The sequence below is a fragment of the Sphingobacterium thermophilum genome (assembly GCF_039541675.1).
Taxonomy (GTDB): domain Bacteria; phylum Bacteroidota; class Bacteroidia; order Sphingobacteriales; family Sphingobacteriaceae; genus Sphingobacterium; species Sphingobacterium thermophilum.
This window is the reverse complement of record NZ_BAABGR010000015.1, coordinates 364,857-379,468: the sequence shown is the minus strand read 5'-3', so window position 1 is coordinate 379,468 and position 14,612 is coordinate 364,857. Positions and strand designations below refer to the sequence as shown.

Sequence of the window (14,612 nt, the reverse complement as noted above, 5' to 3'; positions counted from 1 at the left end):
CCCTCGCTTTTTTTAATACGGATCTACATCGATTACCACCCGCACCCCGGCATTCTGCTTATCCAGCTCAAATTGCGTAAGTGCCGCACGGATGATTTCTTTAACCTTATTGATGTTGATATTGACACGTTCTACCTTCAAGGTGATGGTCTGAATATAATGGTTGCGCACCCGCGACACCAATGGAGGCTCGGGCCCCAAAATACGGTTTCCCAACGACACACGTAATAGCTCAGCCAGCTTATGCGCTGAATCTGCTGCCTGCTGTTGGTCTGGATGCTTGACATCCAAGCGGATAATCCGATAGAATGGAGGATAAGCAAAATTTTTCCGCTCGGTAACCTCCTGCATAAACATGCCTTCATAATCGTGGTTTACAACCTGCTCTATAACCCGATGTCCGGGATTATAGGTTTGGATAATCACCCTGCCTTGGTCTTGACGGCGTCCCGCCCTTCCCGCCACCTGCGAAAACAGTGAAAAAGCCCTTTCATAAGCACGGAACTCCGGAAAGTTGATGATAGTGTCCGCATTCAAGATACCGATGAGGCTCACCCTGCCAAAGTCCAGACCTTTTGCAACCATCTGCGTACCTATGAGCACATCGTATTCATGGTCATCAAAGGCCGAGATGATGCGCTCAAAGCCATGCTTTCCCTTTGCGGAATCCAAGTCCAAGCGACCTATGCGCAGATCGGGCATCAGGATTTCCAACTCCTCTTCCACACGTTCGGTGCCATAGCCCTTGCTTTCCATATGCGGCATTCCACATGCCGGACATACGCTGACCGTATTTTCCGTATGACCACAATAATGGCAATGCAAAAGGTTGGAAGATTTATGGTAAGTAAGGCTAACGTCACAGTTTATACATTTAGCCACATAACCACAGGTGCTACACTGCACAAAGGGTGTGTGTCCTCTCCGGTTTTGAAAAAGTATAACCTGCTCTTTCTTGGATACAGCTTCCCCTATAGCATCTAACAGGGTTTTGCTGAAATATGACTGCATCTCCCCTTTTCGGGCAGCTTCAGCGATATTGACAATTTCTATGGAAGGGAGTTGAGCCTCACCAAAGCGCTGCAGCAGCTGTACCAAACCATATTTTTTTGCCTTAGCATTATAATAACTTTCTATGGAAGGTGTTGCGGATCCCAACAGCACCTTGGCATGATGCAGATACGCCAAATAAATTGCCGTATCCCGCGCATGATAGCGCGGTGCTGGCTCATACTGCTTATACGAGCTTTCATGTTCCTCATCCACAATAATAAGTCCCAAATCGCGGAAGGGCAAAAAAATGGAAGAACGAGCCCCTATGACGACCTTATATTCATTTTTCAATACCTTATGCCACACCTCCGCTCGTTCGTTATCGTTAAACTTGGAATGATATACTCCCAAATCATTTCCGAAATGTAGCTTGAGCCGCTCGGTAATTTGTGTGGTCAGGGCAATCTCCGGCAGCAAATACAGTACATTCTTCGCTGACTGTAAAGCCTGCTCTATCATGCGGATATAGATTTGTGTCTTTCCCGATGCGGTCACCCCATGTAGCAGGACTACATCTTTCTCCTCAAATTGTTTATTGATTTCCTCGAAAGCTCTCTGCTGCTCCTCACTGAAGGTGAAATCTTTGGTCAGCAACACATCCACCCCTTGAAAGCGGCTGACGACCTGCTCTTGCACCTCAAAAACTCCTTTATCTATCAACGAAGTAATAGCACTGCTACCACATCCGCTAGCCTCCATAAGGTCTTTCCGTGTTATATGTTCCTGCATCTTGGAAAGCTGGATATATCCCAGCACGGCATCCTGCTGCTTAGGAGCCCTATTGAGGCTATCCAACAAAAGGTGTAACCCTTCGCCGTCGTTATAGGTAGAAGCTAGGCGGAGGAAAGCTTTCGTCTTGGGCTTATAGCGCTCTTTAATCTCTTCGGAAATGAGAATAAAACCCTGCTCAAAAAGTGATTTCAACAAAGGAAATACCGTCTTCTGCCCCAAAATTTTGGTCACATCCGCCACACTAAGCTCTCCCGCCACATCTAAGGCATCCAACACCAAAAAGGCTTTATCCGACAGCGTACTGCGGTCCAGTTCAGCATTATCTGCCGCAACAATCTTCGTCTCTGACGCCATCTTTAGAGCGGCCGGCAATGCTGCCTGCATCACCTCTCCCAGATGGCACATATAGTAGTCTGCTATCCAATCCCACAACTTCAGCTGGCCCTCATCCACGATAGCATAATCATCCACAACATCCAAAATATATTTGGCCTCGTACTTCTCCGGGGCTGCAGTACCAATATCCCTGACAATGGCGGAATATACCTTGTTCTTGCCAAACTGCACAATGACCCGCTTGCCTATCCCAATCTTTTCGTTAAGCTCAAAAGGAACACGATAAGTATAGGTTTTGGCTATAGCCAATGGCAAAATAACATCTACAAAATACGTTTTGCGTTCTGCAAATAAATCCGGATGTGACATAGCACAAATGTAAAGAAAAAGCCTCTGATAGCATTTACCAGAGGCCTTATATTTTCTTGAGACAGATAAAGTCTATGCTCTGTTTTTCAATGCCGCCACAAAAAGGCCTATCCATCCTACCATAAAACATACTCCTCCCAGCGGTGTCACCGGCCCTAAAATCGTCAGTCCCGACGCTCCAAGTAGCTCTCGAACACTCAACAGGTACAACGATCCAGAGAACAACAGGATCCCCACAGTAAAGAAGATAAAGGAAACACGGATAGATTGACTCTTGGCTCTTGAAAAGGTAGATAAAAACAACATCGCAAAAGTATGGTAAAAATGATACTGGTTAGCGGTCTTCCATGTACCAATATGGTACTCACTTATTTTGCCTTCCAAACCATGTGCACCAAAAGCCCCCAAAATCACAGCCAAAAGTCCAAAGAATGAAGCTGTAAGAATGATCTGTTTATTCATTAATACTTACTCAGAATTGTTTAAGTTAAAACTAGTGATAAATGTAATAAAAAAATAATGTAAATCGCTATACTAATTGATGTTTTTAATAGGTTTTTCTTCCTTTCAAAGTAATTATTTAGGTTTGTAGAATGAGGAATACAATAATTCTTGCGGTGCTCTTGTTTCTTGGCGTTATCGCTGCCTCGATTTACTATTTCAGTGGACTCAACAGAGAGCAGCACAACACACTCAAACCACTAAAATACTTGCCGGAAAATACTTTCCTCATCGCTTCGATAAAGAACGATGAAGTTACAGACAATATATTCAAAGATTTTGATCTTTTCGATGCTTTATTGGGTAAAAAAGATATCTCCCTCCTAAAGCGATACAAAAATCAGCTACTGCGTCACGATGCGCTGTACGACTACATCGCCGAGCAGGATGTATTCCTTTCCTTCCATCCGGATAAGGATTCGTTGAATCTACTGATTACCATTCCGACCTCCGAAAACATCAGCGAAAGCCAGTTGGCCAGCCTGATTAATAAGTTTGCCAAGCACTATAAAATAGGATCGGTCGATACCTTGGGCAACAAAATCACTACTTTAAGTTTCGGCAATCCGGACACCACTTTGTACACGACCTATTATCAACACGTGCTCTTTGCTTCCTCTTCCTTACAGACAATAGTTTCGGCATTAAACAAAAGTATTCCTAAACTGTCGGAAAAGCAGATAGACTATTTTATCCATAACAACTCGAAAAACACCCCTTTCAGCGTGTATTTTCCTCATCAAAACTTCCAAGCTCTTGTCAAACATTTCCAGCAGAAGGAGAAAGGTTTTTTCCTTGATCAGTTTTTAGGTCTGGAAGGACAATCCACATGGAACATCAACTTCAAGCAAGATGCACTGATGCTTACCGGCGAAAGCCAGCTTCAACAGACCCAAGGAAACTACATCGCTCTCTTCCGTTATCAAAGCAAAAGAACACAGCGACTTTACAATTTTTTCCCTTCCAATACTGCCGTTTTCATGGAGTATAGCCTCAGCAGCTACCCTAAATTCGCTTCCGACCTCAAAGAGTATTTCGAAGCACGTCAGGAAACAAAAAAGGTAGCTTCTCTGCTTGAGAATCTTGACAAAAAAAATAGCAGCTTGCATAAACTAATAGCAACATGGCAGCATAATTTCGCTGTGGTGGAAATGACCAACCAAAGCCAGCTAGCCTTCGTAGCTTTAAACGACACCACAGCATGGAAAGATGTGGCGTCCTCTCTTCTGGAAGATGCAGGTGATAATATCTACCGCTTCAAGACATCAAACATACTCTACAGTATCTATGGGGAGCCCTTCAAAAATATGAGCCGCCCCTACGTCACACGCGTACAGGACGTATTGGTAATATCCAACATTCTAGCCGATTTAAGATACTATCGTAATAGTTATGACCGTAAAGATCTCCTAACAGGGACCTTAGGATTCAAAAACTTTGAAAAACTACAAGGCAACGAAGCCAACGTAACATTGTTCATTCATAACAAGAACGCCTACTCCAAAATTTTGTATTCCCTTCCCGCGAAGTATCAAAAAAAATTCAGGGATGATGAAAACTATGGTTTCAAGGATTTCTACTCTTGGTCATTACAGCTTTCAGGAAATAACGGAACTTTCGGTTCACAGCTGTACGCCCTCTACAAAAGCAAAAATGCCTTGGGGGGCACTCCGGAATGGAGTTATCCTCTAGCAAATAAGGCGATCACGGCGCCATACGTCTTCGAACACTCGGACTCCACACAGTTCATCCTTATCCAAGAGCTTGACCACACTCTGCACGCCATCCATCCTAGCGGCACAAAAATGTGGTCTACCGTCATCTCCGGAAGGATTGTGGGAGAAATAAAACAGCTTGAAGACCGCAGCATAATATTTGTCACCGACAAAAACAGATTATACCGTCTCGATACGGACGGAAAAAATAAAAAAGGTTTTTCAAGAGGATTATCCGATACCCCTGTTGCCGCACCGCTAGCGGCCACAGCCGCCGGCAAAGAAGCACTGCTCGTCCCTACGAAAAATAAGATTCTTGCCATAGACCTAGACGGAAATATGATAGAAGAGTGGAAAAACATCACGGCTGACGGAACACTATTAGGTGAAGTGCAACAAATTGGTAAAGAATTTGTCATCGCTTCCTCGTACGGACGGATTTACTTCATAAATCAGGATGGCTCCCTGCGTAAGGAGATAGATATCCCCGGTGATGTAGAGTTCAGATTCCCGCTAGGAGTGGTAGACAAAGGTAACAACAGCTACGAGCTATTGGCATATGCTACCAACCATACCTTATATCGAATTGCCGAAGATAAGGTCGTTGACCAACATACGTTCGACAGCAAAGCAAATAGACAACATGTAGATTTCATCAATATCGCAGGCTCCTCAGCTCCCGAGATGATTCTTATCCACGACAACCGCCTTCAGTTTGTCGACATAGCAAAGAAAGACACGCTTTACGAATATCATTTCACCAAATACATTGACGATAAACCTCAGTACTTCAGGGATGGAAGGACAAGCAACAGCCTCATCGGCGTAGCTTCCAAAGCGACCAACCTGATATACCTCTTCAGTGGCGACAATACCTTGATCGAAGGATTCCCTGTAGAAGGACTGCCCCTATTCTATTATGGCAAAATCAATTACAACAGCGAGATATTCCTCCTATGTACACGCAGGGATAAGAAGTTATACGCCTTCAAACATCAAAAATAAATTGAGATAAAGCTATTATTTTTTGTACGTTTGTATTCATGAATATTTTATGTTAAAAGGAGAAGAGAATTTACAACTATTAACCAAACCTAAACGAATAACAATTACTACGCATCATAAACCGGACGGAGATGCTTTAGGTTCTTCGTTAGGACTTTACCATTGGTTGATACAACACAATCATGAGGTTGCTGTGGTCACTTCTTCTGATTTCCCTACCTTTTTGGATTGGATGCCGGGAAGAGAAAAAGTGGTTATCCACGCCGAAAACCCTTCCCTAACACAAGAGCTGATAGAAAAGGCAGATATTATCTTCTGTTTGGACTATAGCGCTTTGTCGCGCACCAATGTGTTGGAACCTATCATCCGAGATGCCAAAGGACAAAAATGGATGGTAGACCACCACCTCGATCCGGAAGATTTTGCAGACTTAAGCTATTGGGATTCTACCGCCGCAGCGACAGCACAGCTCGTTTACAGCTTCATCGCCGACATATGTAAGGATGAAAAAGCTATCAATGCCGATGTGGCAAGTTGTCTCTACGCCGGAATAATGACGGATACCGGTTCTTTCCGATTCCGCTCTACCACCTCGGCAGTACATCATATCATCGCCAAACTTATAGACGCCGGAGCACGCAACTGGGAGATACACGAAAATATTTATAACAGCAATACTGAAAAAAGATTGAAATTTATCGGATATTGTTTATTAAATTGCCTAGAAGTAATTCCAGAATACAATACCGCATTGTTTTCTCTTTCCAAAAGTGACTTGGAAAAGTTCAATGTGAGCACCGGAGATACAGAAGGTTTGGTCAACTACGCCTTGTCTATTAAAGGGATAAGATTAGCAGCACTAATAGTTGACAGAACAGAATTAATTAAATTATCTTTGCGTTCAATCGGCGAAATACCTTGCAATGAAATTTGTAAGAAATATTTCAACGGTGGAGGGCATCTCAACGCTTCCGGAGGCAGCTCAACAGAAGATTTGGCTTCGGTAGTGAATAAGTTTAAATCAATTTTACCTGAATATTCACATTATTTAAAATAGTAAATAAGTATTAATCAATAAAATGAAAAAATCAATTTTTTTAATGGCTGCAGCCGTAGGTTTAATGACCACAGCATGCCAAAACTTCAAAAAAGGAGATGGAGGTTTAGAGTATAAAATCGTTAAGGACAACGGTAAACCAAAAATCCAGGCAGAAGACTATGTGATTTATGACATGGAAGTACTCTCTGACCGCAACGACTCATTAATCAACAGTACTTTCGAATTGGGTTTGCCTAGCGCCTTGAAAATCGCTCCAGATTCTGTTCCGGGACGTTACAAAGGAGACTTCATCACAGCCTTCACTTACTTAGGAGAAGGAGACAGCGCAGTATTCCGTTTGAATTTGGATACCGCAGCAGCAAAATCCGGCCAGCCTAAGATGCCTTTCGCGGACAAATATGTCACTATCAAATTATCTATCCGCAAACACCTGTCGAAAGCTAGCTACAACGACTCTACAGCTTCTGCAGAGTTGAACAAGTTCTTCGACGCTGAATTGAAAAAATTAGAAACGGCAGAACCAGCTAAAATCGAAAAATATATCGCTTCTAATAAACTACAACCTAAGAAAACGGCTAGTGGCCTTCAATACGTTGTAACCTCTGAAGGTAAAGGTGCAAAACCTGTAGATGGCGATACCGTGTATGTAAACTATGTGGGTAAACTGACTAACGGCAAAGTGTTTGATACATCTATCAAAGAAGAAGCGGAGAAAGCTAAATTACCTGTAAACCCTATGCGTACTTTCGAACCTATCAAATTCGTGTTAGGTGTAGACCCTATTATTCCTGCATGGGTGGAAGGTCTTAAGTTGATCAACCAAGGTTCTAAAGCGACCTTAATCATCCCTTCTAGTCAGGCTTACGGCGCTAACGGTCAACCTCAAGGTAAAATTCCTCCTTACGCACCGTTGATCTTCGACTTGGAACTAGTAAAAGTAGTGAAAGGCAAAGCGCCAGAGCAAAATCCTCAGGCATCAGCCCCAGCGCAAAACTAGTTAAACAGTAAATACTTATTCAGTCTAATATTTTAAGACTTTATAAATAAAAACACGATTTTGTTGATAAAATCGTGTTTTTTTATTTCCTGTTAACCAGTATATTATCAATTTCTTATTTTTACGCCAATTTGAAAACATGGAAATCTCCAACGACATCATACTCACCGACACGCATACACATATCTACTATCATCTAGGTACGGAAAAGCTGGATCAGCAAATACAACGTTGCCTTGATCACCATATCAAAAGACTTTTTTTACCTAACGTAGATACGGAATCCATAGACGCGGTGTTTGGAACGGCGAAGCGCTATCCAGACCTCTGTTTTCCTATGCTGGGCTTGCATCCCTGCAGCGTAAAAGAAAACTTTAAAGAGGAGCTGCAAACCATCCATGAGGCTATAGAGAAATCAAAAATCTATGCTATCGGCGAAATAGGAATTGATCTTTATTGGGATAAAAGCACCTTAGCTTGGCAACAGCAAGCTTTCCGCACACAGATACAATGGGCCAAAGAGATGTCCCTACCTATCGTTATCCATTGTCGGGAGGCTTTTGACGAAGTATTTGAGGTGTTGGATGAGATGAATGATGAAAAGCTGTTTGGAATCTTCCACTGCTTCACGGGAACTTTGGATCAGGCCCGTAGAGCCATAAATCTGGGATTCAAACTGGGGATAGGTGGTGTGGTGACATTCAAAAAAGCAGGCTTGGATGCCGTAGTCAAAGAAATAGATCTACAACATATAGTATTGGAAACGGATGCCCCTTATCTGGCACCAACTCCTTATAGAGGGAAAGAGAACGAAAGTTCTTATCTCATTTACGTCGCTCAGAAAATGGCCGAGCTGCACAACCTCAGCGTTGAAGAGATAGCAGCCATAACGACACAAAATTCAAAAGAGATTTTTGGCATTTAGAACATGAATATTTTCATCATATATACGGGCGGTACAATAGGGATGGTTCAGGACCACTCAGGAACTTTTGTGCCTTTCGACTTCGAACTGATCAAAAACAACCTTCCCGACTTAAGCAGGCTGGATTATAAACTTACCGTACACTCCTTCAACCCTATCATCGATTCTTCCAATATGACTCCTGAAATATGGATCCAAATGGCAGAATTGATTCGGGATAATTATGACGAGTATGACGGGTTTGTCATCCTTCACGGCTCGGATACCATGGCCTTCTCGGCTTCCGTGTTAAGCTTCCTGCTGGAAGGTCTCCAAAAGCCGGTAATCTTTTCGGGCTCACAACTTCCTATCGGTGAAATACGTACCGACGCCCGCGAAAACATGATGACAGCCTTGGAAATTGCCTCCGCAAAACATAATGGCAGATCTATCGTACAAGAGGTGTGCATCCTCTTCGACAATAAGCTGTTCCGCGGCAACCGTGCTTTCAAATACAACTCCGCAAAATTCGAAGCTTTCCGCTCACCAAACTATCCTGTCCTCGCAGAAGCAGGCATACATCTGAAATATAATTTCGATGCGCTGATGAACAACTCGGATAAAGAGTTTATCTGCCACAACAATTTGGATAACAGAGTAGCGGTATTAAAGCTTTTTCCGGGCATAAGCCCCTCTACCGTAAAGTCTATCCTTGATCTCGATGTGCGCTCCATCGTCATGGAAACCTTCGGCTCCGGCAATACCACTACCGAAAAATGGTTTTTGGACCTTCTCGAAAATGCTATCAAACAAGGGAAAAATATTCTCAATATATCGCAATGTAAGGTAGGTTCCGTAGAGCTGGGAAGATACGAAACTAGCAAAGGACTGAAAGATATAGGCGTGCTCAATGGATATGACATGACTTTTGAGGCCGCAGTAACAAAGCTGATGTACCTCCAAGGCGAGCTCATGGACCAACAGGCCGTAGCCTATTGGATAGAAAAAGACATACGTGGAGAACTCACTGTCAACGACTAAAACTATTACATACGCTAAAGCCCCACTAATCGGGGCTTTAGCTTTATTTTAGAAAGTATCTGTCAAAGAACCCTCCCAATTTTCATTTTTGATAATCTGGAAGCCTACGGGCCATGTCAGCTCATTGAGCAGCTCTCCCCGAAAGACAAGCTGCATATTATTCTTCAAAAAGCTTCCAAGCTGGAATGTACGCAATAATCCATTTGCACCATATACCTCCACCTGATAGAGCACAGGCTTGGTCTCCTGCAGCAATCCCAAAAACTGATTGAAGACCACCTGCTTATTGGTACTAAAATCTTCCGTAAAGGTTATACTCGTCTGATCCAATATTGGATTGGAAGCAAAGCTACCGAATGGAGCATAAAAAAATGGTTCATGCTGCTGTGTGACCACCAACTCCTTTACCAATGACAAATCTCCGGCATCCGTAAATTCTATCTTAATTTGGCTGAAAAGACGTGTCAGCAGTATGGGCTGCACCTGCTCTCCACTTACCGTAAGGGTACCAACGTACCCAAAAATATCGGCCTCGTGGTTAGAAAATAGATTCGAGCAATATATATCCGCTGCCTTTTCAATAGAAGAAGGGAAAATCAATGGGCTTTGAGAAGTGTTGGAAACAAAAAAGACATCATACTCTCCCATTGGAAGCTGAACCTGAAGCTGCATATCTTCCGAAAAGTCCACAACCCCTACACTTTTTACCCCTGGCTTATCCTTATGGAAAATAAAATAGTACAGCTCGTTAATGGGTTGTGGATGTGTGAAAGTAGATGCCTCCCCCACAAGTCTGATATTATCCAACCTGACTACTCCCTGCGACTCATTATATTCGCCAGAACTTCCCCGTTCTCCTGCCTTCATCACCAGCTTCATCCAAAGCTCCTCACCCTGTATAGATATGGTATCCAGCTCATACGAAAAACTGTTTTTCGTATTGGAAGTTACATTTCCAAACTGGTTGTTCAACGCTAGCGCCACATAATTATCTCCCTCATCAATGCTATAATAAATCTCAAAATCCTTAGGCCCGGTATTGGTACTTGTAATATCAAAGGCAAACGACCGAATAGCAATAACATCGTGGATAGGCATTTTGATAAACACCTCCCTCGCTCCCGTCATGCTCACGGATTTGCCGGCAGCGAAATCTTCAAAAGCAAAACCATTAGCATTGAAATTGGTCGGCACTATGCCATTATTGTAGGTTATGGAAGGTTCTGCCCTATAATCATATTTGATATCCGGATTTATACTTTCATTATTAAAACTCCAGAAATACAGGTATCCATCACCTACATTAGGGGTTGTGGAAGCCAGCAATGCCCCACCGGAAGAAGAATTTACTGCCAAATACCTGCTGGTATTGGAGAATTGATGGATAGCAAAAGTAACAGAATAGGCTAACTCATCATCATCACGGACTATACTATCTTTTTTACAGGAAACGGCTAATAATAAGATGAATACTAAAGCTAGCCCATTCAATAAATGAACTATACTTTTCATATCTTATTATTTTTTAACTTAAATTAATGATTTTTTTACATTAAAATCAAGTTTCTTCGAACAAAAAGTATAGTTCAAACTTAATACTGCTTATTTATAAAAAGCTAAATCCTTAAACGTAATTTCTGAATTTTCCAGAGCCACAACTTTAATAAACTTCGCATCTATTGTTTTGCCGAATTCAACGATTTGCTGTACAGGATTAGCCAGAATATTGGAAAACTCGCCTCGCGTCACGCTGCTCCATGTTTTACCATCATCGCTGCTGTAGATAGCATATTTTATGACTATACCTTCCTTACGACCATCCTGTCGTGGCTCATACACCATCTTGGTCACCGAACCATCTAGCTTGAACACCATCTCATTTCCCTTAATAACAAAAAGTGAGCGTTCGATGTCCTTTTTTGTTTTCTCTTTATTCACAAAGGAATAGCTCTGTCTTTCATTATTCTCCATAGCCGGAGAATCGAAGAAAAACGGTTCTTTAAACTCTTTAAACAAGGCAAAGTCACTCAAAGTAGGTTCTACTGGAGCAAAAAGACAGATCTTAAGCTTCGAAGTCTTTATAGGCTCAGACAATTTTATCAATCGGTTCGCACCTATGCTTGTTGCCGATGCTACATGCTGCCATTGCTGATTTTTCCAGATCCATACCTGAACAGAATCCATGCGCTGTCCCAGCTTGATGTTTTCACGCAACCGTATGATATCAAATTCTTTCTCACCATCCAATGTGACCTCAATCTCGGGAGTGAAAACGCCATCCTCCGGTGCGTAATAGCTATATCTGTCATCGTCGAAAATGTTGGCGGGAGCAAACGCCGCACTGTTGCCTCTCAAAGAGGTGGAGGTGGCTACAGCCCCTTTAGCAAGATTGGTCTCAAAGGTCTTCCGCAACTTTCTTCCGAAATATTGCAGAGCCTTCACGTCGTTAGGATGCAATATACCTTCGGGCATTGGAGCCAAGCCCAAATTCATATTTGCTCCGTGACCTACCGATTTAAGATAGATTTCGAAGAGCTGTTCGGGAGTTTTTACGCGCAAATCCTGATTTTTATGGTAAAACCACCCATCCCGCAAAGGAACATCACATTCTGCCGGAATCCAAAAGCGGCCAAAGCGATCGCCTGTAGGTAGATTGTGTTCTTCTACCGCTCCGGGCACAGGCTTAGCTCCATTAAGGCCTATTGGGGTAATCGTTGCCCACGAGGTTTCCGCCGCATATCCCTTTTCGTTGCCTACCCATCTCATGTCGGGCCCTACATCAGAAAAGATACAGGCCATAGGCTGCAACTTACGAACTATAGGCCACGTCTTTTTCTCCCACTCGTAATAAGTTGTACGATCTATAATACGTTTTTCTTTACGTCCGCCATAGTATCCATCACCGCCGTTAGCACCATCGTGCCATGAGGTAAACAGCTCGCCGTAATTGCTCATCAGCTCCGTAAGCTGCTCCCGGTATGCCTCCGCATATGCCGGAGTGCCATACCTTGTATCGTTACGGTCCCACGCCGAAAGATAGACACCAAACTTCAATCCGTTTTCTCGACTGGCCTCCATAAATTCACGCACCATATCGCCTTTACCATTTTTCCATGGCGAACGGGCTATACTATAGGTTGTCGTTTTGGTGGGCCACAGGCAAAAGCCGTCATGATGCTTCGCCACACTGATCAGCCCTCTGAAGCCTGCCGAAGCGGCAGCACGTGCTATCTGATGTGCGTCAAAATGAGAAGGATTGAAAATAGCAGGATCCGCATCTCCAAAACCCCATTCTTTATCTTGAAAAGTTGTTGGCGTATAATGAATAAGACAATACATCTCCATTTCATGCCAGCGTAGCTGACGTTCCGTAGGAACAGCACCAAACGGCTTCAGTGCCTCCTGCGCCCACAGAAAAGACGCTGAACCCAAAACAAGAATTTGTGTTACTAAAATCTTATTTAAAGAGGAGAATTTTCTCATAGACAATACCATTTTAAGACTTATAATCGGTGATTCGTTGTAAACGCTATTTTCCCTTAAAATATGAATTTATATTTATTTGTAACTATAAAGAAAAATTAAATTATTCTCCTAGCATAATATATCAAATTCATTATGTCAAAGAATTTATATCTACGCTTTACAAAATTTGAAAATTTTACCCTATAAAATGACAAATTTTCAAACAACAAATCCTTAACTTTACCACTGTTATGAAAAAAGATCAATCCAGAATAATCCGTGAGCAAGCTCCGCGTTCAGCTACACGGGAACACTCTGTACCCTTATATCTTACTTCCAGCTTCATCTTCGACAGTGCGGAACAAGGTAGGGCAATCTTCGCAGAAGAAGAGGAAGGGATGGTTTACTCTCGCTACGCAAACCCTAACACTACTGAATTTATCAATCGTGTATGTACTTTAGAACAAGCTGAGGCAGGGCTAGCATTTTCTTCTGGAATGGCAGCAGTATTTGCTTCTTTTGCTGCTTTCATAGAAAATGGCGATCATATTGTTTCAAGCCGCGCAATATTCGGCTCTACCCACCAGTTGTTGACACAGCTGTTTCCTAAATGGGGAGTCTCCTACACTTATGTCCACTCCTCCAATATCGAAGAGTGGGAAAAGGCCATCCAGCCCAACACCAAAATCGTATTCTTGGAATCTCCTTCCAATCCAGGATTGGAATTGTACGATTTGGAGGCTCTAGGGAAACTCAAAGAAAAACATCCACATATAATTTTTTCCATCGATAATTGTTTTGCTACCCCGTACCTCCAAAAACCTTTAAAATACGGCTTTGACTTAGCCATACATTCTGCAACCAAATATATGGACGGACAGGGACGCGTCCTAGGAGGGGTAATTGCAGGGAAACAAGAGCTAATCAATAAGCTGATGTTCTTCATACGTCATACCGGCCCTGCCATGTCGCCTTTCAATGCGTGGATACTATCAAAAAGCTTGGAGACATTAGGCCTTCGTATGGATAGACATTGCTCCAACGCATTGGCATTAGCCGAAACGCTGGAAAAACATCCGGAAATAGAGCAGGTAAAATATCCGTTCTTACCTTCCCATCCACAGTACGAACTGGCGAAAAAACAGATGAAAGCCGGCGGTGGTATCGTTACATTTGATGTTAAAGGAGGAAAGGAAAGAGCCTTCCGCTTTATTGATGCATTAGAGATGATTCGTTATACTTCAAATCTGGGAGATTCACGAACCATAGCTACCCATCCGGCAACCACAACACATGCCAAACTGAAAGAAGAAGAACGTGTCTCCTTGGGAATTAATCCCGGCACCATACGCCTTTCAGTAGGACTGGAAGATCAGGAAGATATTATAGGTGATATCCTACAAGCATTGGAAAAATCAAAATAGCAAAATAGTA

Annotated in this window: 10 protein-coding genes; 6 read left to right on the top strand and 4 right to left on the bottom strand. The window is 42.7% G+C overall.

Annotated elements, in window-relative coordinates; genetic code table 11:
- Window positions 1-12 precede the first annotated feature (12 nt).
- On the bottom strand, window positions 13-2,490 hold the full coding sequence (gene priA, locus ABD873_RS07550; protein WP_345066780.1) for a replication restart helicase PriA: 2,478 nt from the start codon (window positions 2,488-2,490) through the stop codon (window positions 13-15).
- 72 nt (window positions 2,491-2,562) lie between these two features.
- On the bottom strand, window positions 2,563-2,952 hold the full coding sequence (locus ABD873_RS07545; protein ID WP_345066777.1) for a DUF423 domain-containing protein: 390 nt from the start codon (window positions 2,950-2,952) through the stop codon (window positions 2,563-2,565).
- A 131-nt stretch (window positions 2,953-3,083) separates the two neighbouring features.
- Here ABD873_RS07545 and ABD873_RS07540 point away from each other — a divergent pair, with 131 nt between their 5' ends.
- The 5 genes from ABD873_RS07540 to ABD873_RS07520 all read left to right on the top strand — a co-directional run bounded on the left by ABD873_RS07540 (window position 3,084) and on the right by ABD873_RS07520 (window position 9,713).
- Window positions 3,084-5,711, top strand: a complete 2,628-nt coding sequence (locus ABD873_RS07540) for an outer membrane protein assembly factor BamB family protein (protein WP_345066774.1) — start codon at window positions 3,084-3,086, stop codon at window positions 5,709-5,711.
- A gap of 49 nt (window positions 5,712-5,760) precedes the next feature.
- Window positions 5,761-6,768, top strand: a complete 1,008-nt coding sequence (locus ABD873_RS07535; RefSeq protein ID WP_345066771.1) for a DHH family phosphoesterase — start codon at window positions 5,761-5,763, stop codon at window positions 6,766-6,768.
- A gap of 22 nt (window positions 6,769-6,790) precedes the next feature.
- Window positions 6,791-7,768, top strand: a complete 978-nt coding sequence (locus ABD873_RS07530; RefSeq protein ID WP_345066768.1) for an FKBP-type peptidyl-prolyl cis-trans isomerase — start codon at window positions 6,791-6,793, stop codon at window positions 7,766-7,768.
- Between the two features lie 139 nt (window positions 7,769-7,907).
- Complete coding sequence (locus tag ABD873_RS07525; RefSeq protein ID WP_345066765.1) at window positions 7,908-8,693, top strand: TatD family hydrolase; 786 nt, start codon at window positions 7,908-7,910, stop codon at window positions 8,691-8,693.
- A gap of 3 nt (window positions 8,694-8,696) precedes the next feature.
- A complete protein-coding gene (locus tag ABD873_RS07520; RefSeq protein ID WP_039054084.1) occupies window positions 8,697-9,713 on the top strand; it encodes an asparaginase in 1,017 nt (338 codons plus the stop codon).
- 48 nt (window positions 9,714-9,761) lie between these two features.
- Here ABD873_RS07520 and ABD873_RS07515 read toward each other — a convergent pair whose 3' ends face one another.
- Window positions 9,762-11,225, bottom strand: a complete 1,464-nt coding sequence (locus ABD873_RS07515) for a hypothetical protein (RefSeq protein ID WP_345066761.1) — start codon at window positions 11,223-11,225, stop codon at window positions 9,762-9,764.
- Window positions 11,226-11,315: 90 nt separating this feature from the next.
- Complete coding sequence (locus ABD873_RS07510; protein ID WP_345066758.1) at window positions 11,316-13,196, bottom strand: alpha-L-fucosidase; 1,881 nt, start codon at window positions 13,194-13,196, stop codon at window positions 11,316-11,318.
- A gap of 233 nt (window positions 13,197-13,429) precedes the next feature.
- On the opposite strand from ABD873_RS07510, the gene ABD873_RS07505 reads away from it, so the two are divergent.
- On the top strand, window positions 13,430-14,602 hold the full coding sequence (locus ABD873_RS07505) for a trans-sulfuration enzyme family protein (RefSeq protein WP_345066754.1): 1,173 nt from the start codon (window positions 13,430-13,432) through the stop codon (window positions 14,600-14,602).
- The last annotated feature ends 10 nt before the right edge of the window (window positions 14,603-14,612 follow it).

Excerpts from the sequence above, each read along its gene's own strand:
- priA (WP_345066780.1), bottom strand. The coding sequence starts at position 2,490 with ATGTCACATCCGGATTTATTTGCAGAACGCAAAACGTATTTTGTAGAT.
- ABD873_RS07545 (WP_345066777.1), bottom strand. The coding sequence starts at position 2,952 with ATGAATAAACAGATCATTCTTACAGCTTCATTCTTTGGACTTTTGGCT.
- ABD873_RS07540 (WP_345066774.1), top strand. The coding sequence starts at position 3,084 with ATGAGGAATACAATAATTCTTGCGGTGCTCTTGTTTCTTGGCGTTATC.
- ABD873_RS07535 (WP_345066771.1), top strand. The coding sequence starts at position 5,761 with ATGTTAAAAGGAGAAGAGAATTTACAACTATTAACCAAACCTAAACGA.
- ABD873_RS07530 (WP_345066768.1), top strand. The coding sequence starts at position 6,791 with ATGAAAAAATCAATTTTTTTAATGGCTGCAGCCGTAGGTTTAATGACC.
- ABD873_RS07525 (WP_345066765.1), top strand. The coding sequence starts at position 7,908 with ATGGAAATCTCCAACGACATCATACTCACCGACACGCATACACATATC.
- ABD873_RS07520 (WP_039054084.1), top strand. The coding sequence starts at position 8,697 with ATGAATATTTTCATCATATATACGGGCGGTACAATAGGGATGGTTCAG.
- ABD873_RS07515 (WP_345066761.1), bottom strand. The coding sequence starts at position 11,225 with ATGAAAAGTATAGTTCATTTATTGAATGGGCTAGCTTTAGTATTCATC.
- ABD873_RS07510 (WP_345066758.1), bottom strand. The coding sequence starts at position 13,196 with ATGAGAAAATTCTCCTCTTTAAATAAGATTTTAGTAACACAAATTCTT.
- ABD873_RS07505 (WP_345066754.1), top strand. The coding sequence starts at position 13,430 with ATGAAAAAAGATCAATCCAGAATAATCCGTGAGCAAGCTCCGCGTTCA.